The 25,516-nt window shown below is 71.0% G+C and carries 28 protein-coding genes and 2 pseudogenes; 4 read left to right on the top strand and 26 right to left on the bottom strand.

The window, feature by feature from the left end; genetic code table 11:
* Nucleotides 1-93: 93 nt before the first annotated feature.
* The 18 genes and pseudogenes from C0R66_RS03555 to C0R66_RS03475 all read right to left on the bottom strand — a co-directional run bounded on the left by C0R66_RS03555 (nucleotide 94) and on the right by C0R66_RS03475 (nucleotide 14,460).
* Nucleotides 94-879 carry an enoyl-CoA hydratase/isomerase family protein gene (locus C0R66_RS03555; protein WP_101523542.1) on the bottom strand — a complete coding sequence of 262 codons (786 nt, stop codon included), beginning with the start codon at nucleotides 877-879 and terminating at the stop codon, nucleotides 94-96.
* Nucleotides 876-2,492: an AMP-binding protein gene (locus tag C0R66_RS03550; RefSeq protein ID WP_158647883.1), complete on the bottom strand. Its 1,617-nt coding sequence runs from the start codon at nucleotides 2,490-2,492 to the stop codon at nucleotides 876-878. The genes C0R66_RS03555 and C0R66_RS03550 overlap by 4 nt, the downstream gene beginning before the upstream one ends.
* Complete coding sequence (locus tag C0R66_RS03545) at nucleotides 2,476-3,036, bottom strand: pyridoxamine 5'-phosphate oxidase family protein (protein WP_101523540.1); 561 nt, start codon at nucleotides 3,034-3,036, stop codon at nucleotides 2,476-2,478. Before C0R66_RS03545 ends, C0R66_RS03550 begins: the two co-directional genes overlap by 17 nt.
* Nucleotides 3,029-3,304: an ATP-binding cassette domain-containing protein gene (locus tag C0R66_RS18910; RefSeq protein ID WP_199286795.1), complete on the bottom strand. Its 276-nt coding sequence runs from the start codon at nucleotides 3,302-3,304 to the stop codon at nucleotides 3,029-3,031. Before C0R66_RS18910 ends, C0R66_RS03545 begins: the two co-directional genes overlap by 8 nt.
* A 21-nt stretch (nucleotides 3,305-3,325) precedes the next feature.
* A pseudogene (locus tag C0R66_RS18905) lies at nucleotides 3,326-3,747 on the bottom strand (ABC transporter ATP-binding protein); the annotation flags it as partial.
* Entirely contained in the window at nucleotides 3,740-4,498 is a 759-nt protein-coding gene (locus tag C0R66_RS03535) for an ABC transporter ATP-binding protein (RefSeq protein ID WP_101523539.1), read from the bottom strand. The pseudogene C0R66_RS18905 and the gene C0R66_RS03535, both read right to left, overlap by 8 nt.
* A 5-nt stretch (nucleotides 4,499-4,503) precedes the next feature.
* Entirely contained in the window at nucleotides 4,504-5,388 is an 885-nt protein-coding gene (locus C0R66_RS03530; RefSeq protein ID WP_101523538.1) for a branched-chain amino acid ABC transporter permease, read from the bottom strand.
* Nucleotides 5,385-6,269 (bottom strand): branched-chain amino acid ABC transporter permease, encoded by an 885-nt coding sequence (locus C0R66_RS03525; protein ID WP_101523537.1) that lies wholly within the window; start codon nucleotides 6,267-6,269, stop codon nucleotides 5,385-5,387. The genes C0R66_RS03530 and C0R66_RS03525 overlap by 4 nt, the downstream gene beginning before the upstream one ends.
* A 73-nt stretch (nucleotides 6,270-6,342) precedes the next feature.
* Nucleotides 6,343-7,497, bottom strand: a complete 1,155-nt coding sequence (locus C0R66_RS03520) for an ABC transporter substrate-binding protein (RefSeq protein ID WP_199286793.1) — start codon at nucleotides 7,495-7,497, stop codon at nucleotides 6,343-6,345.
* 76 nt (nucleotides 7,498-7,573) lie between these two features.
* Entirely contained in the window at nucleotides 7,574-9,262 is a 1,689-nt protein-coding gene (locus C0R66_RS03515) for an FAD-dependent oxidoreductase (protein WP_199286792.1), read from the bottom strand.
* A 116-nt stretch (nucleotides 9,263-9,378) separates the two neighbouring features.
* Nucleotides 9,379-9,906 carry a nuclear transport factor 2 family protein gene (locus C0R66_RS03510; protein ID WP_101523534.1) on the bottom strand — a complete coding sequence of 176 codons (528 nt, stop codon included), beginning with the start codon at nucleotides 9,904-9,906 and terminating at the stop codon, nucleotides 9,379-9,381.
* Nucleotides 9,903-10,349 (bottom strand): acyl-CoA thioesterase, encoded by a 447-nt coding sequence (locus C0R66_RS03505; protein WP_199286791.1) that lies wholly within the window; start codon nucleotides 10,347-10,349, stop codon nucleotides 9,903-9,905. The genes C0R66_RS03510 and C0R66_RS03505 overlap by 4 nt, the downstream gene beginning before the upstream one ends.
* Nucleotides 10,346-10,771, bottom strand: coding sequence for a MaoC family dehydratase (locus C0R66_RS03500; RefSeq protein WP_101523533.1), 426 nt, complete (start codon nucleotides 10,769-10,771; stop codon nucleotides 10,346-10,348). Before C0R66_RS03500 ends, C0R66_RS03505 begins: the two co-directional genes overlap by 4 nt.
* Nucleotides 10,768-11,205 (bottom strand): hypothetical protein, encoded by a 438-nt coding sequence (locus tag C0R66_RS03495; RefSeq protein WP_101523532.1) that lies wholly within the window; start codon nucleotides 11,203-11,205, stop codon nucleotides 10,768-10,770. The genes C0R66_RS03500 and C0R66_RS03495 overlap by 4 nt, the downstream gene beginning before the upstream one ends.
* On the bottom strand, nucleotides 11,198-12,751 hold the full coding sequence (locus tag C0R66_RS03490; RefSeq protein ID WP_101523531.1) for a class I adenylate-forming enzyme family protein: 1,554 nt from the start codon (nucleotides 12,749-12,751) through the stop codon (nucleotides 11,198-11,200). Before C0R66_RS03490 ends, C0R66_RS03495 begins: the two co-directional genes overlap by 8 nt.
* A gap of 111 nt (nucleotides 12,752-12,862) precedes the next feature.
* Entirely contained in the window at nucleotides 12,863-13,267 is a 405-nt protein-coding gene (locus C0R66_RS03485; protein ID WP_101523530.1) for a nuclear transport factor 2 family protein, read from the bottom strand.
* Between the two features lie 66 nt (nucleotides 13,268-13,333).
* A complete protein-coding gene (locus tag C0R66_RS03480) occupies nucleotides 13,334-14,218 on the bottom strand; it encodes a mycofactocin-coupled SDR family oxidoreductase (protein ID WP_101523529.1) in 885 nt (294 codons plus the stop codon).
* A complete protein-coding gene (locus C0R66_RS03475) occupies nucleotides 14,215-14,460 on the bottom strand; it encodes a hypothetical protein (RefSeq protein ID WP_101523528.1) in 246 nt (81 codons plus the stop codon). Before C0R66_RS03475 ends, C0R66_RS03480 begins: the two co-directional genes overlap by 4 nt.
* A gap of 195 nt (nucleotides 14,461-14,655) precedes the next feature.
* On the opposite strand from C0R66_RS03475, the gene C0R66_RS03470 reads away from it, so the two are divergent.
* On the top strand, nucleotides 14,656-14,877 hold the full coding sequence (locus C0R66_RS03470) for a hypothetical protein (RefSeq protein ID WP_158647882.1): 222 nt from the start codon (nucleotides 14,656-14,658) through the stop codon (nucleotides 14,875-14,877).
* Between the two features lie 26 nt (nucleotides 14,878-14,903).
* Here the strand turns inward: C0R66_RS03470 and C0R66_RS20225 are convergent.
* The 8 genes and pseudogenes from C0R66_RS20225 to C0R66_RS18895 form a co-directional block, all read right to left on the bottom strand.
* Nucleotides 14,904-15,536 (bottom strand): annotated as a pseudogene (locus tag C0R66_RS20225) (NAD(P)-binding domain-containing protein); the annotation flags it as partial.
* Nucleotides 15,537-16,083: 547 nt separating this feature from the next.
* Nucleotides 16,084-16,524, bottom strand: a complete 441-nt coding sequence (locus C0R66_RS19840; protein ID WP_199286790.1) for an FAD-binding protein — start codon at nucleotides 16,522-16,524, stop codon at nucleotides 16,084-16,086.
* Nucleotides 16,485-17,711, bottom strand: coding sequence for an FAD-dependent oxidoreductase (locus C0R66_RS03460; protein ID WP_199286789.1), 1,227 nt, complete (start codon nucleotides 17,709-17,711; stop codon nucleotides 16,485-16,487). The genes C0R66_RS19840 and C0R66_RS03460 overlap by 40 nt, the downstream gene beginning before the upstream one ends.
* A 38-nt stretch (nucleotides 17,712-17,749) precedes the next feature.
* A complete protein-coding gene (locus tag C0R66_RS03455; RefSeq protein WP_101523526.1) occupies nucleotides 17,750-18,316 on the bottom strand; it encodes a nuclear transport factor 2 family protein in 567 nt (188 codons plus the stop codon).
* Between the two features lie 23 nt (nucleotides 18,317-18,339).
* Nucleotides 18,340-18,822 carry a nuclear transport factor 2 family protein gene (locus C0R66_RS03450; protein ID WP_101523525.1) on the bottom strand — a complete coding sequence of 161 codons (483 nt, stop codon included), beginning with the start codon at nucleotides 18,820-18,822 and terminating at the stop codon, nucleotides 18,340-18,342.
* A 9-nt stretch (nucleotides 18,823-18,831) separates the two neighbouring features.
* The gene (locus C0R66_RS03445; RefSeq protein ID WP_101523524.1) at nucleotides 18,832-19,992 is read right to left on the bottom strand and encodes an acyl-CoA dehydrogenase family protein; all 1,161 of its coding nucleotides are present in this window, start codon (nucleotides 19,990-19,992) and stop codon (nucleotides 18,832-18,834) included.
* A 67-nt stretch (nucleotides 19,993-20,059) separates the two neighbouring features.
* Nucleotides 20,060-21,406, bottom strand: coding sequence for an MFS transporter (locus C0R66_RS03440; protein ID WP_101523523.1), 1,347 nt, complete (start codon nucleotides 21,404-21,406; stop codon nucleotides 20,060-20,062).
* Nucleotides 21,407-21,419: 13 nt separating this feature from the next.
* Entirely contained in the window at nucleotides 21,420-21,617 is a 198-nt protein-coding gene (locus C0R66_RS18895; protein WP_199286788.1) for a ferredoxin, read from the bottom strand.
* Between the two features lie 156 nt (nucleotides 21,618-21,773).
* Here C0R66_RS18895 and C0R66_RS03430 point away from each other — a divergent pair, with 156 nt between their 5' ends.
* The 3 genes from C0R66_RS03430 to C0R66_RS03420 are packed head-to-tail and all read left to right on the top strand — an operon-like array spanning nucleotide 21,774 to nucleotide 25,506.
* Entirely contained in the window at nucleotides 21,774-23,048 is a 1,275-nt protein-coding gene (locus C0R66_RS03430) for a cytochrome P450 (protein WP_101523521.1), read from the top strand.
* Complete coding sequence (locus C0R66_RS03425; RefSeq protein ID WP_199286787.1) at nucleotides 23,045-24,223, top strand: NAD(P)/FAD-dependent oxidoreductase; 1,179 nt, start codon at nucleotides 23,045-23,047, stop codon at nucleotides 24,221-24,223. Before C0R66_RS03430 ends, C0R66_RS03425 begins: the two co-directional genes overlap by 4 nt.
* Before the next feature lie 2 nt (nucleotides 24,224-24,225).
* Nucleotides 24,226-25,506, top strand: a complete 1,281-nt coding sequence (locus tag C0R66_RS03420; RefSeq protein WP_158647881.1) for an MFS transporter — start codon at nucleotides 24,226-24,228, stop codon at nucleotides 25,504-25,506.
* Nucleotides 25,507-25,516 lie beyond the last annotated feature (10 nt).

The raw sequence follows: 25,516 nt of genomic DNA, 5'->3' as shown, positions 1-25,516 counted from the left end.
CCAGCCGCGACCCTGACGACGCACCTGCGCCCCTGGGGCCGTCGTACGCCGGTCGGCACCGCCCCAGCTGCGCATCTGCACCGAAGGGCGGCGTCAGGTACGGCGGGCCCGGAACGCCGCGACCGCGTCGCGGTGCTCCGGCGTGCCGAAGAGCAGCGCGATCGCCTCGACGGACTCGGGGTAGCCGACCTCGGTCCCGCGGTTGAGGAACGCCTTGCCCACCTGCACGGCGAGCGGGGAGTTGCCGGCCATCTCCGTGGCCAGCTCGACCGCCGCGTCGACCAGCCGGTCGTCGTCGTGCACCTCGGCCACCAGGCCCATCTCCAGCGCCTTGGCCGCGTCCACGACCCGCCCGCTCAGCGCCAGGTAGCGCGTCCAGGTGCGGCCGATGACGTCCGGTCCGCGGACGATGCCGTAGCCGGGCATCAGCCCCACGGACGCCTCCTTGAAGGAGAACCGCGCCGACTCGGCGGCGTACGCCACGTCGCAGGCCAGGGTGAGCTCGCTGCCGCCGCCGAAGGCGATCCCGTTGACCGCGCCGATCACCGGGACCGCGCACTTCTCGACCGCGTGGAACGCCTCGTAGACCCGCAGCAGGTGCGGCCGGACCAGCTGCACGTCCCCGGCCAGGCCGTGGAACATGTCGATGTCGCCGCCGGCGGAGAACGCGCGCCCCTCCCCCGTCAGCACCACCGCGCGGTGCGGGTCGCCGTCCTTGCCCACGCTGCGCATCAGGCGGGTCAGCTCGGCGAACCACTGCTGGTCCATCGCGTTGAGCTTCTCCGGACGGCACATGGTCACCAGCAGCACGCCGGCCTCCAGCGACTCCAGGCGGACCCGCTGGTAGCCCTGCAGGTGGTCGGGCAGTACGGCGGTCACGAGGCCTCCCGGTCGTAGGTGTCGGGGGTGACCCCGTCCTGGCGCAGCTTGTACTTCTCCACCCGCTGGCTGGGCGTCAACGGCAGTACGTCGACCAGCCGGACGAAGCGCGGGACGGCGAAGGCGGTCAGCCGGCCCGCGCAGTGCGCCAGCAGGGCCCGAGGGTCGAGCTCGACCCCGTCGACGGGGACCACCGCGACCATCACCTCCTCCTCGGAGAGCTCGGAGTCCACCCCGAAGGCGGCGACCTGGGCCACGTCGGGGTGCTCGGCGATGACCCGCTCCACCTCCCAGGTGGAGACGTTCTCGCCGCGGCGCCGGACGGTGTCCTTCATCCGGTCCAGGAACGTCAGGTAGCCGTCCTCGTCGAGGACGCCGCGGTCACCGGTGTGGAACCACAGGTTGCGCCAGGCGGCCACCGTGGCGGCCGCGTCCTCCTCGTAGCCGTCGAACATCCAGCCCGGGTGCTTGGGCCGGGCCACGATCTCACCGGGCACGCCCGCGGGCAGCGCCTCGTCGTGCTCGTCGACCACGGCGACCCGGTAGAGCGGCGACTCCTGGCCGGCGGTGCCGACCCGGCGCCGCTCGGGCGGCATCTGGCAGATCAGGGAGAGCTCGGTGCTGCCGTAGATCTCGGTGAGCCGCAGCCCGAACCGCTCCTCGAAGGACTCGAAGATCTCGGCCGGGCACGGGGCGCCGAACGCCACCCGGACCGGGTTGTCGCGGTCGTCGGGTTGCGCCGGCTGCTTGTGCAGGATGCTCATCATGGCGCCCTGGTAGTTGAAGGCGGTGACGCCCTCTTGGCGGCAGATCTCCCAGAAGCCCGACGCGGTGAACCGGCGGTGCATCAGCACCCGGGCCCCGGCCTCGAGGCCGGCCATCACCGAGCAGTAGCGGGCGTTGGAGTGGTAGAGCGGGAAGACGCTGTAGAGGCGGTCCGCGGGGGTGTAGCCCATCAGGCCCACGGTGTGCCGGGCCAGGTTGACATTGGCCCGGTGCGAGAGGCGTGCACCCTTGGGCGGCCCGGTGGTCCCCGAGGTGTAGAGGATGACCGCGGTCGAGCCGGGGTCGACCGCGGGCAGGTCGGCCGGGGCGTGGCCCGCGGGGTGGGCGAGGAGGTCGGCGAAGCTGCTGGTCGCGAGCCCGGGCAGCCCGGCTGCCGGAGCCGCGGCCGGCGGCGCCGTCTCGTCGGGGTCGAGGAGCACCACGTGCTCCACCGAGGAGCCGGCCACCGCCCCTGCGAGCAGACCGAGCAGCTCGGGGGCGCAGACGATCACCCGGGCCCGGGACCGGGAGAGGCAGTGCTGCAGGAGCACCTGACCGGAGGCCGGGTTGAGCGGCACCTCCACCAGTCCGGCGCGGGCGATGCCGAACCAGGCCTGCAGGGCGGCGATCCGGGCGCCGGTCAGGACCGCCACCCGGTCGCCCGGGCGCAGCCCGAGCGCCAGCAGGCCCGCCGCGACCGAGCTGGCCGCACCGTCCAGCTCGAGGATCCCGGCGCGCTCGTCCTCGATCGCGACCTCGGCCCCACGGCGCGCCGGGTCCGCCGCCAGGGCGGCGAGCCATTCCCCGATGCTGAGGTCCGCAGACGACGGGTCAGGAGTCGGTGTCAACGGATCCCTCTTCAGCAGGTGCGGACGGGGTCTTCCCTCCGCGGCCGTCACCGGCGAGCCTCGTGGAGTCGTGCGAGGCGGTGATCCGGGTGGGCACCACCTCGATGACGACCCGCTTCGGGCTGTCGAGCAGCCGCACGAAGGCGTCGGGGTCCTCCGGCGCCAGGCGCGGAGCCAGCCGGCGTACCCGGTCCCTGACCACCTCGCGGTCGCGGTGCACCCGGGCCTCCCCGCGCAGCGCCACCATCCGGCGCCCCGGCAGGTCGGTCCCGGTGTTGGAGACCACGACCGCGACCCGCGGGTCGGAGTCGACCCCGCGCACCTGGCGGCGTCCCTCGACGGTGGCGAACCAGAAGTGACCGTCCTGGTCCACCTGGAAGCTCATCACCACCGCGGTGGGGAGGCCGTCCTGGAGGAACGACAGCACGCACTCGGTCTGCGCGTCCCACAGCTGCTGCTGCTCGGCCAGGCCGAGCTTGGCCTGTGCCAGGTCCTCGATGTCCTTCTCGCCCGGTCGGCCTCCGGCCAGCCCCTGCTCAGGCATCGTCGAGCGCCGCCTCGCCCAGCATCGCGTGCACGATGGCCTTGTTGCCCCGGGCCTCGCTCGCGGTGCCGGTCCACACCGTCTCGCCGCGGTTGACCACGACCACCGAGTCGGCGATCCGCAGGCCCGCGTCGGCGTTCTGCTCCACCATCAGGATCCCGATGCCGGCGTCGGCCATCGTCCGGACGCTGCTGAGCACCTTCTCGACCATGGTCGGGGCGAGCCCCATCGAAGGCTCGTCCATCAGCATCAGCTTGGGCTTCGACATCAGCGCGCGTCCGAAGGCCAGCATCTGCTGCTCCCCACCGCTGAGCAGGCCCGCCTGGGAGTTCCGGCGCTCCCCGAGGATCGGGAACTTCTCGTAGACCTCCTCCATGCCGGCGTCCAGGCCGCCGCGGGGGCGGAGTACCCGCCGATGCGCAGGTTCTCCTCGATGGTGAGCGGGAAGAAGATCTTGCGACCCTCCGGCACCAGGACCATCCCGCGGCGCACCACCTTGTGGGCGGCCATGCCGGTCATGGTCTTGCCGTCGAAGGTGACGGAGCCAGAGGCCGGCTTGTGGAAGCCGGCGACCGCGCGGAGGCTGGTCGTCTTGCCGGCGCCGTTGGCGCCGAGGACCAGCGTGATGCTGCCGGCCTCGGCGGTGAAGGAGACGCCGTGCACCGCCCGGACCGGGCCGTAGTTGACGTGCAGGTCGGTGACCTCAAGCATCGTGGGCCGCCCCCTTTCCCAAGTAGGCCTCCTGGACGTCGGGGTGGCGCACCACCTCCGCGGGAGTACCCTGGGCGATCAGCTTCCCGAAGTTCATCGCGAAGAGGTAGTCGCAGGTGTCGACCATCATCTGCACGTCGTGCTCGACGATGAACTGGGTGATCCCCTCCTCGAGCAGCTGCTTCATCAGCGCGCCGATCTCCTCGCGCTCGGAGGTGTTCATCCCGGCGGTCGGCTCGTCGAGCAGCAGCAGCCGCGGACGGCCGATGATGGCCCGGGCGAACTCCACCCGACGCTGCATCCCGTAGGAGAGCTCGTCGGGTCGCAGCTGCGCGACCTCGCGCAGGCCGATCCGCTCCATGACTTCGTCCACCCGCGTCGAGGACTCCTTGCGGGTCGCCTTGCGCAGGGTGTCCTGGCCCAGCAGGATGTTGTCGCGCACCGATCGGTCGTCGAGCAGCCGCACGGTCTGGAAGGTGCGGGCGATCCCCATGTGGTGCACCTTGCGCGCAGGGCGCTTGGTGTAGTCCTCGCCGTCGAGCACGAAGCGGCCGCGGGTCAGCGGCGTGAGCCGGGTCATCGCCCCCAGCAGGGTCGACTTGCCCGACCCGTTGGGGCCCAGCACGCCGTAGATCTGACCGGGTCGCATCTCGAGCGTGATGCCGTCCACGGCCTTGACGCCGCCGAAGTGCACCGCGACGTCCTGGACCTCCAGCAGCGCCGTCCTGGCGCGCACTGCGGTGTCAGTCATCTGCCTCAGCTCTTCTCTTGCAGAACGGCCACGCGGGCGCGTTCCTCTCGGGTGCGGTAGCGGTGCAGGGCGTCCTTGGCGACACCGAGCACGCCGTTGGGCAGGTAGATCGCGGCGGCGGCGACGATGAAGCCGTACGCGACCTTCTCCCACTCCTGGACGAAGGAGAGCCAGGTGGGCAGCCAGACGAAGATGACGGCACCGATCAGCGCGCCCAGCCACGACCGGGCGCCGCCCACCACGATCGCGGTGAGTGCCACGATCACCAGGTGGAAGTTGACCTCGGCCGGGGTGATCGTCGAGCGCAGCAGGGTGGTGATGGCGCCGGCGAGGCCGCCGATCAGGCCGGAGAGCGCGAACGACATCAGGCGGTAGCGGTTGACGTCGATGCCGAGCGCGTTGGCCAGCTCGGGGTCCTCGCGGACCGTGTCGATCCGCCGGCCCAGCCCGCGCGCCTCTGTCCAGACCAGGACGGCCACGACCGCGACGACCACGAGCACGATCTGCTGCATGTTGATCTCGCCCAGTGCGCCGTACAGACCGCCGGCGCCGCCGGTCGCGTCGCCTCCGTTGACCGCGAGCACCGAGATGATCAGGGTGAAGGCGATGGTCGCCATCCCCATGTAGAGGCCGGTGAGCCGCTGCACCACCAGGCCGAGGAGGGAGACCACCACGGCGGCGGCCAGCGCTCCGACGGCCACCGCGGGCCAGGTCGACCACTCCAGGTGGACCATCGCCATCGCGCCGCCGTAGCCGCCGATCCCGAAGGCGCCGACACCGGCGAAGGAGAAGACCCCGAACCGCAGCGGCACCTGGATGCTCAGGGCCAGCAGCAGCGTGGTCAGTGTCGTCTGGATCAGGACGACGTTCATGTAGTACCAGTCACTCATGTGCGTCGCACCTCCTTGCGGCCGAGGAGCCCCTGGGGGCGAGCGAGCAGGATGAGGAAGATGAGGCCGAACGACACCGCGTCCACCCAGGTGCCCCAGTTCATCGAGACGACGAACGTCTCGGCTCCGGCCAGCACGTAGGCACCGATCACGGTGCCCGCCATGGAGCCGAGGCCACCGAGCACGATGACCGCGAACGCCTTGATGACGAGCTGGTCGCCGGTCTCCGGTGCGATCGCGCCGAGCTGGAAGGTGAGCAGCGCGCCGGCCAGGCCGGCGAGTGCGCCGGCGACCGCCATGGTGCCGAAGGCCAGCGCGGTGCGGTTGACCCCCATGCCGGCGGCGGTCTCGGCGTCCACGCCGATCGCGCGCAGCGCCAGCCCCTGGCGGGACCTGCGCAGCCACAGCGTGAGGCCGATCCCCATCACGAGTCCGGTCACGATGATGATGGCCGAGGTGGTGGTGATCCGGAGGCCGAGGACCTCGAAGACCTCGGGCTTGTAGCTGCTCTTGAACCCGAACGGGCTGGAGCGGGTCTCCCGCTGGGCCAGGGCGAGCGGGATGGCGGCCACCCCGATGCCGCCGATCAGGATCCGCATCTCTGCGGCGTGCTGGTTCTTGGAGCGCTTGAGGATCGGTTGGAAGGCGAGCAGCATGGTGAGCGAGGAGATGACCGCGCCCGTCAGTACGGCGATGACGATGACGCCCAGGAAGGGCAGCTCGGTCTCACGGCTGACCATGTGGCCCACGAAGGCCGAGAACATGAAGGTGGCGCCGTGAGCAAAGTTGAGGATGCCGATGGTCCCCCAGACCAGGGCCATACCCAACGCGAACAACAGATAGATCGAGCCCAGCGTCGCTGCGTTCAGCAGATCTTGCACGGGGGTTCCTCTCGGTGTGGGCGGGACTGTGCAACCGGGGTGCGGTCCGCACGGACCGCACCCCGGTCAGCGATCACTTGACGAGCGTCTCCTTGCCGTCTTCCCAGCGCACGAGCGAGCCGGCGATCCGGGCGTCGTTCCCGTCGAAGGTCACCTCGCCCATCGCGCCGGAGTAGCCCTCGGCCGCGATCTTGGCCAGACCCTCGCGGATCCCCTCGCGGGAGGAGTCGCCCGAGGACTTGATGGCCCGCGCGATCCACCACATGGCGTCGTAGCCGTCAGCGGCGTACGGCGTGGGCTCCTCGTCGAACTTGGCCTGGAACGCCTTGCTGAACGCGTCCGAGGTCTCGTCCTCCATCGCGACCGAGAACGGCACCGGGTAGACCAGGCCGTTGGCGTTGTCGCCGGCGGCCTCGATGTTGCCCGCGGCCTGGACCGAGGTGGCCACGATCTGGTTCTCGTAGCCGGCGTCCTTGAGCTGGCCGAGCGCGGTCACCGACTGCGGGGCGATGAGCAGCATGACGAGCGCGTCAGCGTCCTCCTTGGCGATCTGCTGGGCCTGGCCGGAGAAGTCCTGGGTGGTCATCTGGACCGGCAGGGACTGCACGATCTCCATGCCCCGCTCCTCGGCCAGGGCCGGGACGTCGTCCTCGCCCAGCACGGCGAAGGTCGGGAAGGTGGCGTTGTAGAGGACCGAGACGGTCTTGACGCCCTCCTCCTCCAGGAAGTCCATCACCGAGGCGTAGTAGGACTCCATCGGCGGGGTGACGCGGAAGGTGTAGTCGTTGGTCACGACGCCCTCGCCACCGGCCTGGGTGAAGACGGTGGGGACCTTCTGCCGGCCCACCAGCGGCGAGACCGTGGCGGCCTGCTGGGTGGAGACCGGGCCGAGGATCGCCGAGACGTCGCGGTCGCCCATGGCCTTGCTCATCTCGCTGGAGGCCCGCTCGATCTCGCCGGCGGTGTCGTACTTCTCCAGGTCGATCTTGACGTCGTCGCCCAGGAAGCCCTGCTCCTGGATCTCGTCGATCGCCAGCTCGGCCCCCTCGGAGGCACCCAGCCCGGCGTAGGCGACCGTGCCGGTCTGGTCCTGCACCTGAGCGATCTTGATGGTCGAGGCGATACCGCCGTCGCCCGCGGCGCCGCTGTCGCCGCCGTCGTCGCTGCCGCACGCGGCGGTGCCCAGCACCGTCGCCATGGCCAGGCCTGCCAGCAGCGCCTTGCGCATTTGCGCTCCTCTACCCATTGTTCCTCCAGCTATTAGTTAGGTGCAGGTCCAGCCGCGGAGGCGGTGGACTTCGTTGTCAGGCGACTGGGTCGCCCGACAGCTCATGGCCGACCAGGTAGGCCAGCGTGAGTCCGCGCCCGAGCGCGATTCCCGAGTTGTAGGCGGTCCCGGTCGTCGTCAGCGCGGCGACCGAGCCGGCGGCGTACAGACCCTCGATCCGCGTGCCGGCCTCGTCGAGGACCCGCCCGTCGGAGTCGATGCGTACGCCGGAGGTGCCGATGCCGGTGCCGACGAAACGCAGTCGGAGACCGTGGAACGGCGCCTTGGTGATGGGGCCGAGCACCGGGCTGGGGGTGTTCTCCGGGTCACCGGCGAACGTGTTGACGTAGTCGATGCTGCCGCGGCCCCAGTCCGGGTCCTCGCCCTTCTCGGCGAAGTCGCTGAACCGCTCGGCGGTCCGGGCCAGCTGGGCCGCGTCGATGCCGAGCTTCTCGCCCAGCTCCTCCAGGGTGTCGGCCGACTCCACCAGGCCCTCGGGGTAGTCGCCGCCGGGCGCGGTGGCCGCCAGGCCGTACTTCTGGCGGTGCTGGTCGTCCCAGACCAGGAAGAAGGGCAGGTGCTTGTCGGCCGGGTCCAGGGTGCGCCGGACGATGTCGACCCAGTAGGAGTCGTTGCAGTAGCGGTTGCCGGTGCGGTCCACGATCATCGAGTGCGGCATCGCGTACTCCGGGCCGTAGCCGAAGCCGGTGCCGACCTCGGAGCGCCAGCCCGGGAGGATCGGGGTGGCGTTGGCGGGGATGCGGGCGATCTGGCCGCCGACCTGGCGCGCCAGCTTGATGCCGTCGCCACGCAGGGTCTCCGGCGCCACGGACCCCCAGTCCTCCTCGCTGAGGCCGAGGATCTCGGTGACCAGCTCGGGGTCCCAGTCGTAGGTGCTGGTGGCCAGCACCACCGGGCCGCGCAGCTCGACGTCGCCGTCCGGGGTCTCGGCGCGCACGCCGACGACCTTGCCGTCCTCGGTGAGCAGCTCGACCACCCGGTGCTCGGTGCGGATCTGGATCGACTCGTCCTGGGTGACCCTGGCCAGGAAGCTGGCGACCACACCGGTGCCGTAGGTGAGCGGGTCGGCGTCGGTGGCCTTCTCGAAGGCAGTTCCGTCGGAGAGGCCGAAGGCCGGGAGCCCGGCGTGGGACCGCTTGGTCGCGCCCTGCTCCTCGCCGGCGTCGTCGACGTAGGTGGCGCGACGGCCCTTGGTGAGCAGCTCGCGGTAGGTGGTGCCGACCGGGAAGTACGGGCTGTAGCGGAGCTTCTCGCGCCACTCCCCCAGCACCGAGCCGTCGATGACCTCGTTGGTCAGGTAGCGGCCCTGGGGCAGCGCGCCCTGCGCCTCGTTGTGGTAGTCGGCGAGGCCGGGGATGACCGTCCAGCGGATCGCGCCGTGGTCCTCGAAGTAGCGCATCGCGTCGGGCGAGGTGTCGAGCCAGCGCAGCAGCGCCTGCTCGTCGAGCACCTCGGGCGCCAGGTGGGAGGCGACGTCGCGGATGTAGGTCTCGGTGAGCTCCTTGGAGTCGCCCTCGATGCCCTCGCGCACGGCGACGTGGTTGCCCCCGACCCACACCTGACCACCCGAGTACGCCGCCGCGCCGCCGACCAGGTCGGCGGCCTCCAGCACGATCGCGGGGCGCCCGTTGAGGGCACAGGTGAGCGCGGTGGCGAGCCCGGACAGGCCGGCTCCAACGACGATCACGGGGGTCTGGTCGGTCACGGTTTGACACTCCTTCTTCAGGGTGGTCTACATCACAATCATCCCGGGAAGAGTGAATATCATGATCAGGGTTGTGTCAACACGTTCTACCCAATTTATGAGTATGAATCGTCTCTTTAGGCGATCGAGGGCTGCTGCCGGGGGATGACCGTGCTGGAACGCGGCTCGTCGCCCGGGAACCGGACCCGGTCGACCTCGGCCAGGGTGGCGTCGTACGCGTCGGCGGAGGTGGCGTACAGGAACCGCACCTCGCGGCGGGTGAAGACCCACCGCCCCTGGTGCCGGGCGAACTCGTCGCGGTAGCGGTAGGCGGCCAGCACCACCCCGCGCCGGGTGATCAGCTCGCCGTGCCCGCTGGAGGCGCCGGTCGCGGTGTCCGCGCCGGTCAGCTCCACCACGACCGCGTGCGGGGTGTGGATCATCCGCTGGAAGCCGCGCATCGAGGCCCCTAGGGTCTCGGCGATCTCCGGCCAGCCGGTGGCCAGGTGCCCGTCCCGGTCGAAGACCGCGTCGGGGTGGAACATCTGCGCCAGGGCGTCGAGATCGTGGTCGTCGACGGCGAAGGCGTAGCGGGCGACCAGGTCGCGCACCGCCTCCCGGTCCAGGAGGCCGGCCAGCGCGCCCGGGTCGCCCGCCGAGGTCACGCGCTGACCTCGAACCGCGGTTCGGGAAGGCTGCGAACCACCTCGAGCAGCCGGTCCGGGATGGCGGCCTTGCCGAAGGTCTCCGGGTCGCGCGCCGCGAAGGTCATCTGCCCCTTGGTGACCAGCTGGTCCCCCCGGGTGAACTCGAAGCCCACGACGTAGGAGGTGGTGCCGATCCGGTCGGCCACGGCCTGGCAGGTGATCTCGTCGAAGACCTCGACGGTGTCGACGTACCGGCAGCCGGAGCTGATGCCCACGGTGACCACACCCAGGTCCTCGGCCATCTGCCCGCTGCGGATCCCGTTGGCGAACAGCCAGGTCGAGTAGCAGCGCTCCATCCAGCGGTAGTAGATGCCGAAGTAGGCGATGCCGACGGTGTCGGTGTCGCCGTAGGCGAGCTGGAAGCCGGTCCGGCCCTTCTCAGGGTCGTGGGTCAGGGTCACGATGTCTCCTCGTCGATGAGCACCTCGGCGGTGCCGGTCAGTGCGGTGCTGCCGCCGAGCACCTCCAGGCTGATGTCGCAGGTGGCGACCCGGCCCCGATCGGTCTGGGCCACCCCGGTCACCGTGCCGCTGGCGCGGACCCGGTCACCGGCGAGCACGTTGCCCTGGAAGCGCACCCGGAAGGTGAGCAGGCGGTCGCGGCCGCCCGCCCAGCGGGCCAGCATGGTCTGCAGGTAGCCCATGTTGAGCGGCCCCTGGTTGACCGGACGCTGGTCCATGCCCAGCGCGGCGAGCGCCCGGGTGTCGAAGTGGATCGGGTTGGGATCGGCGAGCAGGGCCGCCATCACCTTCATCTTCTCCGGGTCGACGTCGAGCTCCAGCGGCGGGATCTCGGTCCCGACCTCCACGCGCGTGCCGCTCATGCCGCATCCCTCCTCGGGAAGACCAGGGAGTTGTAGCAGCGAGCGACCAGGTCGCCCCCGTGGTGCAGGTCGAGCTCGTAGCCGACGATGTCGAAAGCACCGGCCCGCTTGCCGACCTTGCGCTGCACCGAGACGATGCGACCGGACACGACGTACGTCGCCCCGGCCTCGAGCGGCTGGTGCAGGGTGGTGCTGTGCTCGCCGAACATCGGGCCGTCGTCGGCCGAGGCGTCGAACCAGGCGAACAGGTCGTCCCAGGTCATCCCCATCCCGGCGACGCCGCCCATCCAGGCCAGCACCGGGTGGGGCGTGTCGTCGGTCGGGTCGTCCAGCAGGGTGTCGGCCACCAGCCAGGCCCGCCACGGCTCCAAGGTGTAGGAGCCGCCGGGGAACTCCCGGCCGACGCGGTCGTCGTAGGGGCCGGGGTCAGACATTGCGGTCCTGGTCCTCCCAGTACGGACGGCGCAGCTCGCGCTTGAGGATCTTGCCGGTGGGCGCCTTGGGCAGCTCGCTGACGAACTCGACCGAGCGCGGCTTCTGGTAGCTGGCCAGGTGCTTCTTGGCCTGCTCGATGATGTCGTTCTCGGTGGCCTCCTGACCCGGCTTGAGCACGACGTAGCCCTTGACGGTCTCGCCCCACTCCTCGTCGGGGACGCCGATGACGGCGCACTCCAGCACGGCCGGGTGGGAGTTGATGGCCTCCTCGACCTGCACCGAGTAGATGTTCTCGCCGCCGGAGATGATCATGTCCTTGGCGCGGTCCACGATGAAGATGTAGCGCTCGGAGTCCCAGCAGGCGATGTCGCCGGTCCACATCCACCCGTCGCGCAGGGTGTCCGCGGTGAGGTCGGGGCGACCGAGGTAGCCGGACATGTTGGCCGGGCTCTTGACGATGATCTGGCCCGGCGTGTGCCCGTCGCGGGGCACGTCGTTGCCGTCGGGGTCGACGACCCGCACGCTGGTGACGAAGCCCTCGCGGCCGCAGGACTTGAGGCGCTCGGGGTGGATCCCGTTGATCGCGTCCTGGTGGTCCTCCTGCGACAGGAAGGTCATCGTGGTGCCCTCGGTCTGCCCGTAGCCCTGGATCAGGGTGCACGGGAAGAGGTCGAGGGCCTGGCGCACGACGCTGGAGGGCATCGGGCCGCCGCCGTACTGGATGTTGCGGAGGCTGGAGAGGTCGTAGCTGGAGAAGTTCTCCTGCGCCATCATCCAGTTGAGCATGGTGGTGACCCCGAGGAACGCCGAGACCTTCTCGTTCTCGATCAGGTCGAGGGCGAGCTTGGGCTCGAAGTTCATCAGCACCAGCGGGCAGCCGTGCTTCATGTAGTTCATCGCCAGCACGATCGGGATGTGGTACATCTGCCCGGTCAGCATGTAGACGTCGCTGGGCACGATCCGCTCGGCCACGGTCTGGTTGAGCATGCCCGCCGCGGCGCTGCCGTGGGTGTGCAGGGCGCCCTTGGAGTCGCCGGTGGTGCCACCGGTGTAGAGCAGGAAGAACGGGTCGCTGTCGACCACCAGGCTGCTGGGGGCAGGCTCCAGGCTGGAGGAGCGCTTGACCAGGTCGTCGAACGACCCGTCCGAGGACTCGCCGAACTCGAGCCAGTGCGGGACGTCGACCTGCGCCTTGATGTCCTCCAGGGCCTCGTGGAACTCGGCCTGGCCGATCACCACCTTGGGCGCGGCGTCGCGCACGACGCCGGCCAGGGCCGGTCCGGCGAGCCGCCAGTTGAGCGGCTGGGTCACCAGACCGGCGCGGCCGGCGGCGAAGTAGAGCGCCTGGAACTCCACGCAGTTGCGCGAGAGCATGGCGACCCGGTCGCCCTTCTTCAGGCCGAGGCCGAGCAGGCCGTTGGCCAGCCGACGCACCATCTCGTCGAGCTCCGCCCACGAGACCCGGAGGTCCGCAGCGGCGTCGTAGACGGCCTGACGGTCCGGGGTCAGGGCAGCCCACTTGGCGGGGATGAGTCCTTGGTTCATGCGGTTGTTCTCCGGAGTCTCGTGAGGGTGGTCGGTGCGCGAGCGTGTCAGTACGCCCGGTCAGGCGCCCGGTCGGTACGCCCGGTCAGTACGGCTTGTCAGTACGGCTTGTCAGTACGCCTTGTCCAGGTCCAGGTGCAGCGTCTTGAACCGGAGGCGGCCGCCGTCCTCGACGATCTCGGAGGAGTAGAGACCGGCGGAGAGCAGCGTGATCGCGCCATTCTCGGTGCCCATCAGGGTGAGGTAGTGCTTGGTCCGGGTGACCCCGCCCTCGGTGCCCTCGACGATGAGGTTGGTGTTGACGTGACGACGCTGGTCGGTCTGCGAGGAGAGCGAGTCCCCCATGAGCTTCATGATCGCGTCCCGCGGACCGAAGGACAGCTTGTCGCCCCCGGCGATCACCATCGAGAACGTCGCATCCTCGGTGAAGACCGACTCCAGCGTGTCGAGATCAGCGGTGTCGTAGGCCAGCGAGTAGCGGTTGGCCAGTTCTTCGACAGCAGAGCGGTCAGTCATGGGGTCTCCTTGGAAAAGGGATATTGTTGAGAACGATACATATGGTTTGGGTCACGTGACAAACATTCACTGGATTGACGCGCCGCCGTCCACCGGAATCTGCCCGCCGGAGACGTAGTAGGACTCCGGACCCGCCAGCCAGGCCACCGCGTTCGAGACGTGCTCGGGCTCGATCCACGCCTTGCCCATGGGGTTGAGCCCGGCGAACGCGGCTTCCGCGTCCTCCGCGCGCGGCTCGTCCAGGTCGGGACGGAAGAGCCGGTAGGTGCGGGAGTTCTTGACCATCTCGGTGTCGATCGAGTTGGGGTGGATGGTGTTGACCCGGATGCCGTGCGGACCGAGCTCGTTGGCCAGCACCTTCATCAGCCCGACGATGGCGTGCTTGGTCGTGGTGTACGCCGCCACGTTGGCCAGCCCCTTGAAGCCGGCCAGCGAGGCGATGATGATCACCGAGCCGCCCGCTCCCGCGGCGATCAGGTGCGGCGCGGCCGCCTTGTAGGTGTGCCAGACGCCGGTGACGTTGACGTCCATCAGCTGGTGCCAGGAGTCCTCGGCCACCTCGTGGGTGGCCTCGCCGAAGGTGAAGATGCCCGCGTTGGCGACCACGATGTCGAGGCTGCCGAGCTGCGAGACGCCGGCGTCCACGGCGGCGGTCAGCGCGTCGATGTCGCGCACGTCGACCTGGGCGGCGTGGATCCGGCCCCCGAGCGCCTCCACCTGGCGCACCGTCTCGGCGAGGTCCTCGGGCGTGGCCAGGTCGTAGAACCCGTCCAGGCTGCTGATGTGCTCGCACAGGTCGACGGCGACGATCGCCGCTCCGTCCCGGGCCAGCCGCAGCGCGTGACTGCGGCCCTGCCCGCGCGCTGCCCCGGTGATCAGGGCGACCTTGCCGGCCAGGGGCTGCCCCGCCCGGGCTGCCTGGGGGGTGGAGGTCGTCGTGGTGTCGCTCATGCGGTCCTGCCTTCCGAGAGGTTCTGGGACTCGGCGAGTCCCGCTTCGTCTGCCTTGATCTGGAGCGCGAGGAACTTGCCGTAGTAGCGGGCCATCGCGAGGTTGCCGCCCATGAACCACAGGCCGTCGTAGCCGGACCGGCGCCACACGCCCTGGAGCTCGCCCTCCTCGTCCAGCCCCCAGACGGGGCCGCAGCGGTCCGCGACCTCGTCGCCGAGCAGCCGGCGCGCGGTCTCGAGCATCCCCTGGTAGCCGGTGGCGAAGACGATGACGTCGGCCTCCAGCGAGGTGCCGTCGGTGAGCTGGAGGCCCTCGGGGTGAACCGCTCCACCCCCACGCCCGAGCGGACGGCGATCTTGCCCGCCGCGATCAGCTCCGAGGCGCCCACGTTGATGTAGTAGCCCCCGCCGCGCTGCAGGAAGAGCTGGAGAGCGCCGGTGCCGTTGATGCCGGAGGAGGTGAGGAAGCCGGCCTCGGCCAGGCCCGCCAGCATCTCCTCGTCGTGCTCGGCCATCGCCGCGGTGGTCGCCTGGTGCATCTCCGGCGCGCAGTTGAACGGGAAGGACGCACCGAGCAGGTCGGCCACGTCCGTGGGCGGACCGGTCTCGTCGTACATGCCGGTCATGGCGATGGCCGACCCGGCGACGCTGACCACGTAGGTGGGCGAGCGCTGGACCATCGTCACCTCCGCACCCTTCTCGAACAGCTCCTGGGCGATGTCGTGGCCGCTGTTGCAGCTGCCCACCACCACGGCCCGTCGACCGGCGAAGTCGACGCCGCGGGGGAAGTCCTTGGAGTGGCAGGCCAGCCCGGAGAACTCCTCGGCGCCCGGCAGCTCGGGCAGGTTGGGCTCGGTGCCGCTGACCCCGGTGGCCAGCACCACGTGCCGGGGCCGGACCGTGCGCTGGGAGCCGTCGGCCCGCTTCACGGTGACGGTCCACTCGCCGGACTCGTCCTGGCGGGCGCTGTCGACCAGCTCGGTGCCCGTCCAGACATTGAGCTCCATGGTGCTGGCGTAGGACTCGAGCCAGTCGGCCAGCTTGTCCTTCGGGGTGTAGACCGGCCAGCTCGCCGGGAAGGGGAGGTAGGGCAGGTGGTCGTACCAGACCGGGTCGTGCAGCACGAGCGAGTCGTAGCGGTTGCGCCACCCGTCACCGATCCGCTCGGCGCGGTCGACCACCAGGGTCGGCACCCCGAGGCACCCCAGCCGTGCCGCGAGTCCGAGACCGCCGTGTCCGGCGCCGACCACCAGCACAGCCGGTTCGGAGTCGAGGAACTCCTGCTGCCGACGGCGCGCCTCGGTCCAGCTGCGGGCCATCCGGTCCTCGCCCTGGGCGCCCCCGAGCGGCCGACGCGTCCCGGTCAGCTCCTCGTGGCCCACCAGCTCGTCCATGGCGGTGAGCACGGTCCAGGCACGCCAGGCACCGTCCCGCTCGACCAGTCGCAGCACGCCTCGTCCGCGGGCGAGCGGGGTCTCGAGCTCGAACATCGCCTGGATCCACGGCTCCGCCCCCGCCTCGACCAGGGTCGCCGGTCCCGTCAGCGCGAGCGAGACAGGTCCCGTGGGGGACTCGGAGATCCGCGCCGCCAGGGCCTCGTGACCGTGCGCGGTGCGCAGGTCCAGCGTGAACGCGAGCAGGTCGCGCCACCAGGCGTCGGGGTGGAAGAGGTCGGTGGTCGCCGTCACGGCCGCGTTGCGCAGGGCCCCCTGGAACTGGTCCAGCCAGGCTCCAGCGAGCCCGTCCAGGTCCGGCGTCACCTGCTGATCAGTGGTCGTCATCCCGAGACTCCAATCCTGATATCGGTGATCATGATTTCAGGAAGGAGTGTTGCAGATCACATCCGGCAGGGCAAGGGAGCGGGGCTCAGACCCCCGCCACCGCTCGTCCGCAGCGGTAGCCGAAGACCATCGCCGGACCGAGGGTGCCGCCGGCGCCGCCGTAGACCATCCCGGTGGGGGCGGCCATCGCGTTGCCGACCGCGTAGAGGCCCGGGATCACCGCCCCGTCCACGTCGAGCACCTCGCAGTCCACGGTGGTCTGCGGACCACCCTTGGTGCCCAGCGAGCTGGCGTGCACGGGTGAGGCGTAGAAGGGCCCCCGGTCGATGGGCCCCAGGGTGGCGGCGGTCCCCGGGTAGTGGTTGCGGTCCCCGCACCAGCCGTCGTACGCCGAGTCGCCGCGGCCGTGGTCGTCGTCGTGACCGGCGGCGCAGAGCTCGTTCCAGCGCTCGACGGTCGCGCTGAGCTGCTCGGCCGGGACGCCGATCAGCGCGGCCAGCTCCGCGACCGAGTCCGCCCGAGCCATCCACTCCGGCATCTCGCCGCCGGGGGCACGCCGTACCCGCCGTACTGCTCGACGAAGCCCTGGTCGAAGACCGCCCAGGCCGGCTGGTTCTCGTAGGCGAAGCGGGTCGGGTGGAAGGCGTGGAAGACCGCACCGAGCGCGTTGTAGTTGGCGGCCTCGTTGGTGAAGCGCCGCCCGTCGCCGTTGACCAGGATGGTGCGCGGCAGGGTGCGCTCGCGCTGGACCAGCTGCACCCCGTGGCCGGAGTACTGCTCGCCGGAGAACCCGGGGATGGTCACCACCGGGACCCACCAGGCCTCCCGCATCACGCCGAGCGCGGCGCCCACCCGCATGGCCATCCGCAGACCGTCGCCCGTGTTGGTGGGGGCCCCTGGGGAGTTGCTGACGGGTCCGCGCAGGAAGGACCTGACCAGCTCGGGGTCGCGCTCGAAGCCACCGGTGGCCAGCACCACCCCGCGCCGGGCGCCCACCCGCCGGCCGTCGGCGAGCTCCACGCCGGTCACCGCGCCGTCCTCGGTCAGCAGCCGCACCGCGGCGGTGCCGGTGCGCACCTCCACGCCGCGGTCGAGCAGACCCTTGAGCAGGGCGCCGAGCATGCCGCGGCCGAGACCCTCGAGCTGCTCGTCGGCGCGCCGCTTCTCCTCCTCGGGCGTGAGGAAGCCGGTGCCGCCACCGACCGGCGTCTCGCCGACGTACATCGAGCGGCGGAAGCCCAGGAACTTCTCGGCCCACTCCCCGAGCAGGTCGAAGGAGAAGAGCTCGGGCTCGGTGGAGCGGCCGCCGCCGGGCCTCCCGCCCGGGAACTCCGGGTGGTAGTCGGGGTAGCCGGGCACCAGCCGCATCCGCAACGGGGTGCGCTCCTCGACCCACTCCAGCATCTCGTTCACGGTGCCGACGAAGGCATCGGTGAACTCGGGAAGGATCATCCCGTGGGAGAGCGCCGTGAGGTAGGCGCGCCCGTCGTCGACGGAGTCCTCGACACCGTGCTCGGCCTGGTACTTGTTGCCGGGCAGCCACGCCACGCCGCTGGACAGGGCGGTGGTGCCGCCCAGCACGTCGGCCTTCTCGTAGAGCGCCACGCTGGCACCGGCGTCGGCGGCGGCGAGGGCCGTCATCATCCCGGCACACCCACTGCCCAGGACGATGACATCAGGGGCGGCGCCCTGCTGCTGCTCGGTGGGGTTCATGGCGTCCTCCAGGGTCGTGGGCTCGACGCGAGCCCGGCTCAGGCCGGTTCGGTGTAGTGCGCGCGGAGCCAGCCGAGGTCGCCGCCGTGCAGCACCGAGGGCCAGTCCGCCGGACGGGCGTCGCCGTAGACCAGCGTGCGGTCCTCGCTCTTCATGGTCTCGGCGTAGTCGGTGACCGGGAGGTAGTACATGTAGCCCATCTCCCGCGCCGCGATCCGCCAGCCCTGCTCGGTACGCCGGTAGACGTCGTGGTAGCGCAGCGCCACCCACATCGTCACCCCTTCGCGCACCACCTCGGCGTGCCCGCTGACCAGGCCGTGGGCCACGTCCGGGTCGCCGTCGTCGAAGCGGGAGATCACCGAGTGCACGAAGTGGTTCGTGGCACCCAGGGCGTCGTACCGGCCCTGGTAGGTCTTGGCGATCGTCTCCAGGCCGACGGCGTCGAAGACCCCGTCCGCCGACGTGAGGTGGGCATCGGCGGTGAACAGGCTCGGCAGGCCGTCCAGGTCGCGCTCGTCCATCACGAACCCGTAGAGGTTCACCAGGTCGGCGATCTCCAGCTTGTCCTCGATCCGGCGCAGCCGGTCCTCGGTGCTCGGGGGCATCGGTGTCTCCTGTGGTGTCGTGGTCAGTCGGGCCGGGGCCCGAAGGAGGTCATGTCGGCCGGCGCCAGCGCGGACGGCTCGACGAAGGCGGTGCGGACCAGGGCGATGCGCTTGGCCGAGAGCAGCCAGCGCCCGTCCACCCGCACCATGTCGTCGCTGTAGCGGCCCCAGACCTGGCGGGCCTCTCCGGAGCGGTGGGTGGTGATCACCCAGAAGCAGGAGTCGATGCGCACCGGCCCCTCGCCTCCGGTCCCGAGCTCGGTGACCTCGACGTTGGTCGCCATGTGCTGCGCGACGTCCACGTCGGAGGCGGCGAACCTCCGGTACAGGTCGACGAAGGCCGCCCGGCCGCGCTGCTCCTCCCCCTGTCGGGAGAGCAGCACGTCGTCGGTGACCAGGTCCGCCAGGCCCTGGACGTCACGGGCGTCGACGAGGCGCTGGTAGGTGTGCAGCAGCCGCTCGCCCTCGCGCTGCAGCACCAGGGGCCGGAGGAGGTCGTCAGTCATGCCCGACGCCTAGTAGCTGCGCGGCAGGCCGAGGACGTGCTCGGCCACGTAGTTGAGGACCATCTCCTGGCTGATCGGCGCGATCTTGTTCAGACGCGACTCCCGGAAGTACCGCTCCACGTGGTACTCCTTCGCGTAGCCGTAGCCGCCGTGCACGTTGATCGCCACGTCGGCGGCGTTGAACCCCGCCTCGCTGGCCAGGAACTTCGCCTCGTTGGCCTCGCGGCCGCACGGGATGTCGTTGTCCACCATCCAGGCGGCCTTGTCGCAGATGGCCGCGGCGGCGTCCAGCCGGATCCGGGCGTCGGCGAGCTGGCCGGAGATGAGCTGGTTCTGCCCGATCGGCCGGCCGAAGACGACGCGCTCGTTGGCGTAGTTGACCGCGCGGCGCAGCGCGGCCTCACCCAGTCCCAGGGCGGCGTTGGCGGAGATCACGCGCTCGGCGTTCAGCCCGCCCAGGATCACCTTGAAGCCCTCGCCGACCTCGCCGATGACGTCCTCGTCGGCGACGAAGAGGTCGTCGATGAAGAGCTCGTTGGTGTCCACGGAGTTGCGGCCCAGCTTGGGGATCTCGCGGATCCGCACGTGCTCGGGGTCGAGCGTGGCGAACATCAGCGTCAGCCCGCGGTGCGCCTTGCCCTCACGGGGCGAGGTGCGCACGAGCAGGAACATCCGCTCGGCCTCCTGGGCCTTGGTGATCCAGACCTTCTTGCCGTTGACCAGCCAGCCGCCGTCGACCTTGCGGGCCGAGGTCTGCAGGTTGAGCGTGTCGGTGCCCGCGTCGGGCTCGGTCACCGCGAAGGAGACGTGCAGGTCCCCGGAGACGGCGCGCGGCAGGAACCGCTGCTTCAGGCTCTCGCTGCCGTGCCGGATCAGCGGCTCGAAGCCGAAGATGCCGATGTGCACCGCGGAGCAGCCGCTCATCCCGGCGCCCGACGCGGAGATCTCGCGCTCCACGATGGCGGCCTCGGTGACGCCCAGCCCGCCGCCGCCGTACTCCTCGGGGATGCTCAGGCCCAGCCAGCCGGCGTCAGCGACGGCCTTGTAGAAGTCCCAGGGGAACTCGTGGCTCTCGTCGTGCTCCATCCAGTAGTTGTCGTCGAACTTCGAGCACATGGCTCGAACGGCTTCCCGGATGTGCTCGTGCGTCTCGTCCACGGCGTAGTCCATGGGTCCTCCTGGTACTCGGGTGGCCGAGGGCGGTGTCCTGGCTCACAGAATTTCCTTATCACTATTATCACTTTGTAATCAGGTCTGTCACCCTGCGCGCGTGAGGGTCCATCTGCTGAGAGTCCTTGCGCGGGGGTCGGCCCGCCGCGCGGACCAGGAGCATCGCGGCTCCCGTCGCGACGGCCATGAGCACCCAGGCCCATCCCCGGCCCCCCGCTGCGGAGAGCAGCCCGAAGCCCACCGGGCCGATCGCCGATCCCACGCCACTGCCGATCTGGAGCAGGCCGCTGGCCGCGCCCGGCCCCGCCGAGCGACGCACCAGGGTGACCAGCAGCAGGGCGGGCCAGGTCCAGGCGGCGACCAGGCTGAGCAGCACGCCCACGACCACCAGCGCCTGCCAGAGCGTGCCGTCCGGGACCGCGCCGCCGGCGGAGTCCAGACCGAGCGTCCCGACCGCGACCAGCCCGAGAGCCACGACCGCTGCGCCCATCACGCCGAGCACCGGTGTCAGGTCCTCCAGCGGACGGCGGTCGAGCCACCAGCCCGAGGCGACCCGGACCAGCACGGCCACCAGGCTCCCGCCGGAGACGATGCCGGCCGCCTGCACGGGTCGCAGGCCGGCCGAGACCAGGCTGAGCACCGCGAAGCCGGTCAGGGTGGCGACCGCGAAGGTCCCCAGACCCGCGGCGACCACCACCGGCAGCACTCGCAGGGTCGGCGCCGTTCCGACCGTCGCCGCTTCGGCCACGGGAGCGGCATCCACGTCAGGTGTGGCGTCGCAGCCACGTGCCGCGCCAGGCGGGGAGCCCGCTCGGGCTCCGTCGGGGAGCCGCCGCGCGCCAACCGGCCGGGCCAGCAGCACGCCGACGGCCACCGCGAGCGGCAGCACCAGACCCACCGCCATCGCCGGGCGCCAGCCGTGCAGGTGGGCGAGGGCGGGGAGCACCGCCCCGGCCACCGTCATCAGCAGCGGCGGGGCGGTCTGCTTGAGGCCCAGCACCGACGCCTGCCGGCCGGGCGGCACCTCTGCCATCACCAGGATGTTGCTGGTCGGCGAGGCGAAGGCGTAGCCGAGACCGCTCAGGGCGACCACCACGAGCAGCGCGGGGAGGGAATTCACCAGCAGCACGCACAGCAGCAGGCTGGCTGCGGTGATCAGGGCACCCCACCAGGCCCCGACGGGCCACCCCCGTCCGTCCACCCAGCGCCCCGCGAGCGGGGCGGCGACCGCGGTCACCGCCCAGAAGGCGGAGACCACGAGGCCGAGGCGGGCGTCGTCGAGGCCCAGGTCCGCGGTGAGCTCCACCGACAGCAGCCCCAGCAGCGTCGGCACCGCCATGGCGGTGCCGAGCAGCAGGAACGCCAGCAGCCCCCCGGGCCGCCCTCGCGGGCGGCGAGGGGCAGACCGGCTCATCAGGACTCGGGGCTCAGTCCTGGATCTCGAGGGCGAGCTCGGGGCAGGAGTCGACGCCGAGCGCAGCCCCGTCCTCGAGCTCCTCGGGGATCTCCCCGTCGAACTTCACGATCACCTGTCCCTCGTCCACGGTGACGTCGTAGACGTCGGGCGCCGACATGCGGCACAGACCGTGGCCCTGGCACTTGTCGAGGTCAGCAACAACTTTCATGGGTGGTTCCTCCAGACTGGTGGCGCCGGCGATGCCGGATCGTGAGCAGTTGAGCACACGTCCCACGAGCGGACACCTTGACTCCCTGCTGGGTATAACTATTATCATGATCCTGCTCACCCAAGGAACCCCTTGGCCACCAAGGAGGATGGATCTATGTCCGACCAGCCGCGTTGCCCCGTCACGAACTTCGACCACCACTCGGCGGACCACGCCGCGGACCACGTGGGCGCCTACCGCAAGCTGCGCCAGGAGTCCCCGGTGGCCTGGACGGAGGCCCACGGCGGCTACTGGGTGGTCTCCAACTACCAGGGCGTCTTCGAGGCCTCCCGCGACGACGACCTGTTCTCCTCCGGTCGCCACGACGAGTTCGGCGGCCCGGGTCTCTCGGTGACGATCCCCAAGGCCCCGACCGCGTTCCACATCCCGATCGAGCTCGACCCGCCGCAGTTCCGCCCCTACCGCAAGGCGGTCAACAAGGTCACCGCGCCCGCCGCGGTGGAGAACCTCGACGACGTGATCAAGCACTACGTCACCGGCTTCATCGACACCATCATCGAGAAGGGCGAGGCCGACCTCGCCATCGTCGCCGGCGTCCCGGCCGCGGTCACCATCGACTGGCTGGGCCTGGACCCCTCGGAGTACTCCAACTACGTCGACGCCATGCACACCCTGGTCGCGGCTGCCCCCGGCTCCCCGGAGTACGTGCACGCCGCCGAGGTCGCGGTGCCGTGGGTGAGCAAGACTGTCCGCGAGCACATCGCCCATCGCCGTGAGAACCCCAGCGACGACGCCACCACGCACTTCATCAACTCCGAGGTCGACGGCCGCCGGATGGACGACGACGAGGTCTACTCGATCCTGGAGCTGGTGATCTCCGGCGGCGTCGGCACCACCGCCTCGCTGGTCACCCAGTCGCTGGTGTGGCTCTACCAGAACCCCGAGGAGCGGCAGCGGCTGATCGACGACCCCTCGATGGTCGACATCGCGGTGGAGGAGTTCCTCCGGGTCTTCTCCCCCACCCAGGCGCTGGCTCGCACCATCATGGAGGACACCGAGTTCCAGGGCTGCCCGGTGCGCAAGGGCGACCGCGCGCTCCTCTCGTGGGGCTCGGCCAACCGCGACGAGCAGCAGTTCGAGAACCCCGACGAGGTCGACATCACCCGCTGGCCCAACCGGCACGTCGCCTTCGGCCTGGGCATCCACCGCTGCGCCGGCTCCCACATGGGCAAGGCGATGGCACGCGAGATGATCCGCCAGGTGCTCGCCCGGATGGGCGACTACAAGGTGGACATGGACAACGTGGTCGCCTACCCCGACCAGGGCACCAACGCCGGGTTCCACACCATCCCGGTCACCTTCACCCCCGGTGAGCGCCGACTCGGGGACACCCCCCTCTTCGCCGAGCACTACACCAAGACCGGGCGGTGAGCCCGGCCGTGGACTCCGGGGCGGGCCCCGTCCTGGACCTGGCGTCGGGCCGAGTCGTGGTGGTCGGCGGTGGCCTGGCCACCGCGCGGCTGTGCGCCACGCTGCGGCGCAAGAAGTTCGCCGGCACGCTCACGGTGCTCAGCGCCGAGGAGCAGCCGCCGTACGACCGGCCCCCGCTGTCCAAGGAGGTGCTGGCCGGCACGAAGGACGCCACCCCGCTGCCCTTCGACACCGACAAGCTGCAGGTCGACCTGCGCCTGGGCACCCGGGCGACCGGCCTGTCCACCGAGAGCCGCACCGTGGCCACCACGGCCGGTGACGTGGAGTACGACGCCCTGGTGATCGCCACCGGCGCCGAGCCGCTGCGCCTTCCCGGTGCCGGCCCCCAGCTCACGCTGCGCACCCTCGGGGACGCGCTGGAGCTGCGGGAGCGGCTCGTGCCCGGCGCCCGTGTGGTGCTGGTGGGCGCCAGCTGGATCGGCGCCGAGGTGGCCACCGCCGCCCTGGCGGCCGGCTGCGAGGTGACCTGCGTGGAGTTCGGCTCCCAGCCGCTCAGCGGCGCCCTGGGCCCGGAGGTCGGTGCCCTGACCCGCCCCTGGTGGGCCGGGGTCGAGCTGCTCACCGACACCGCGGTCGCCTCGGTCGAGGCCGACGGGGTCCACCTGGCCGGGGGCCGGGTGCTGCCCGCCGACGTGGTCGTCACCGGCATCGGGGTCCGCCCCGACCTGTCGTGGCTGGAGGGCTCCGGCCTGGCGTGCGACCGCGGCGTGCTGACCGACACGCGCTGCCGCACCGACGTACGCGGCGTGCTCGCCCTGGGCGACGTCGCCCAGCGCTGGTCGCGCCACACCGACACCCACCGGCTGATCGAGCACTGGGACGAGGCCAGCATGGTCGCGGCCACCGCCGTGGCCAGCCTGCTCGACTGGGACGAGGGTCCCGAGCACGACCCCGTCCCCTACTTCTGGTCCGACCAGTTCGGCCGCAAGCTGCAGTACGTCGGCGCGCACGCGCCAGGCGACGAGCTCACCGTGCAGCGCCACCCGGACGGGTCCCTGGCCCGTGCGCTGTGGAGCCGCGACGCGGTGCTCACCGCCTGGCTCGGGGTGGACGCGACCAAGGACGTGGTGAAGGCTCGCACCGCCATCGGTGGACCCGTCTCCGCCGTGGACTGAGCGTGGACCCGCTCCTCGCGACCGTCGAGGCCCCCGGGCGCGTCGGCGGCCGCCGCCTGCCGCCCTGGCTCGCCATCGCACTCGTCATCGCCATCGGCGTCAACATCCGCGGCATCTTCGGGGCGGTGCCGCCCCTGGTCCCCGACATCCGGGCGGACCTCGACGTCAGCGCCACCACGGCCAGCCTGCTCACCGCGCTCACGTTGCTGACGATGGGGCTGTGCGCCCCCCTCGGCCACGTGCTGGTCACCAGGATCGGCGCCGACTGGGCGATGATCTCGCTCCTGGCGGTGCTGGCGCTCGCAGAGCTCTCCCGGTTCCTCATCGACACCCCGGCGCCGCTGGTGGCGACCGCGGCCGTGATCGGCGGCGCCCTGGGCGCCCTGTCCACCCTGACGCCGGGGTTCATCTCCCACCACCTCCCCCACCTGCGGGGCCTGGCCACCGGCATCTACTCCACCGCGATGGCCCTCGGGGTCGCGCTCGCCGCCGGTACGGCGCAGCCGGTGGCGGCCTCCTTCGGCGGCTGGCGGACCGCGCTCGCGGTCTGGGGCGTGGTGGCACTGCTGCTGGCCGCCGCGCTGGTGCTCACGCACCTGGGCGGCGCGGGGGTCCCGGACGAGGCGGGGGTGCCCACCAGGCTCTCCCTGCCGCTGCGCGAGCGCCGGGCCTGGTTCGTCACCGCCGTCTTCGCGGTGCCGATGTTCCTGGGCTTCTCGGTCATCGCCTGGCTCCCCAGCCTGTTCGTCGAGGCCGGCCTCAGCGCCGGGACCGCGGCCGCCTACCTGGTGGCGTTCCAGTGCGTGCAGCTGTTCTCCATGCTCACCCTGACCCCGTTGACCGACCGTTTCCCCGGACGTCGCGGCGTCTTCGCCACGGTGATGGTCACCTCGACCCTGGGGCTGCTGCTGCTCGTCCTGGAGCCGCACGACTGGGCGGTCCCCGGTCTGCTGCTCGCGGGCTTCGGCATCGGCGGCGCCAGCAGCCTGGCCCTGGTGAAGGTGCAGGACGAGGCGCACTCCCCCCAGGACGCCACCCGCCTGAGCGGCATGGCCATGCTCTTCTCCTTCACCGGCGGGGCGATCGGGCCCTTCCTGGTGGGGACGCTGAAGGACACCACCGGGAGCTACGTCCCCGGGTTCGCCGTCTGCCTCGGGGTCAGCACGCTGAGCCTGCTGCTCCTGGTCCGGATGGCGCCGGCACGTCCTCGCCCGGCACCGGTGGACCCCCACGAATTTCCAGCTGACAACCGTCCTGGACCGGGCTCGCCGGCCAGGACTTGAGAGGAGACCC

Source organism: Nocardioides houyundeii (assembly GCF_002865585.1).
GTDB classification, from domain to species: domain Bacteria; phylum Actinomycetota; class Actinomycetes; order Propionibacteriales; family Nocardioidaceae; genus Nocardioides; species Nocardioides houyundeii.
This window is presented reverse-complemented; position numbering and strand designations above follow the sequence as displayed.

Coding starts and splice junctions, on each gene's coding strand:
- C0R66_RS03445 (WP_101523524.1), bottom strand. CDS start 19,992: ATGGACTACGCCGTGGACGAGACGCACGAGCACATCCGGGAAGCCGTT.
- C0R66_RS03485 (WP_101523530.1), bottom strand. CDS start 13,267: ATGACTGACCGCTCTGCTGTCGAAGAACTGGCCAACCGCTACTCGCTG.
- C0R66_RS03460 (WP_199286789.1), bottom strand. CDS start 17,711: ATGAACCCCACCGAGCAGCAGCAGGGCGCCGCCCCTGATGTCATCGTC.
- C0R66_RS03480 (WP_101523529.1), bottom strand. CDS start 14,218: ATGAGCGACACCACGACGACCTCCACCCCCCAGGCAGCCCGGGCGGGG.
- C0R66_RS03495 (WP_101523532.1), bottom strand. CDS start 11,205: ATGTCTGACCCCGGCCCCTACGACGACCGCGTCGGCCGGGAGTTCCCC.
- C0R66_RS03530 (WP_101523538.1), bottom strand. CDS start 5,388: ATGAGTGACTGGTACTACATGAACGTCGTCCTGATCCAGACGACACTG.
- C0R66_RS03520 (WP_199286793.1), bottom strand. CDS start 7,497: ATGCGCAAGGCGCTGCTGGCAGGCCTGGCCATGGCGACGGTGCTGGGC.
- C0R66_RS03455 (WP_101523526.1), bottom strand. CDS start 18,316: ATGCCCCCGAGCACCGAGGACCGGCTGCGCCGGATCGAGGACAAGCTG.
- C0R66_RS03430 (WP_101523521.1), top strand. CDS start 21,774: ATGTCCGACCAGCCGCGTTGCCCCGTCACGAACTTCGACCACCACTCG.
- C0R66_RS18895 (WP_199286788.1), bottom strand. CDS start 21,617: ATGAAAGTTGTTGCTGACCTCGACAAGTGCCAGGGCCACGGTCTGTGC.
- C0R66_RS18910 (WP_199286795.1), bottom strand. CDS start 3,304: ATGTCGAAGCCCAAGCTGATGCTGATGGACGAGCCTTCGATGGGGCTC.
- C0R66_RS19840 (WP_199286790.1), bottom strand. CDS start 16,524: ATGGCTCGGGCGGACTCGGTCGCGGAGCTGGCCGCGCTGATCGGCGTC.
- C0R66_RS03440 (WP_101523523.1), bottom strand. CDS start 21,406: ATGAGCCGGTCTGCCCCTCGCCGCCCGCGAGGGCGGCCCGGGGGGCTG.
- C0R66_RS03490 (WP_101523531.1), bottom strand. CDS start 12,751: ATGAACCAAGGACTCATCCCCGCCAAGTGGGCTGCCCTGACCCCGGAC.
- C0R66_RS03545 (WP_101523540.1), bottom strand. CDS start 3,036: ATGCCTGAGCAGGGGCTGGCCGGAGGCCGACCGGGCGAGAAGGACATC.
- C0R66_RS03535 (WP_101523539.1), bottom strand. CDS start 4,498: ATGACTGACACCGCAGTGCGCGCCAGGACGGCGCTGCTGGAGGTCCAG.
- C0R66_RS03450 (WP_101523525.1), bottom strand. CDS start 18,822: ATGACTGACGACCTCCTCCGGCCCCTGGTGCTGCAGCGCGAGGGCGAG.
- C0R66_RS03500 (WP_101523533.1), bottom strand. CDS start 10,771: ATGAGCGGCACGCGCGTGGAGGTCGGGACCGAGATCCCGCCGCTGGAG.
- C0R66_RS03475 (WP_101523528.1), bottom strand. CDS start 14,460: ATGCTCGAGACCGCGCGCCGGCTGCTCGGCGACGAGGTCGCGGACCGC.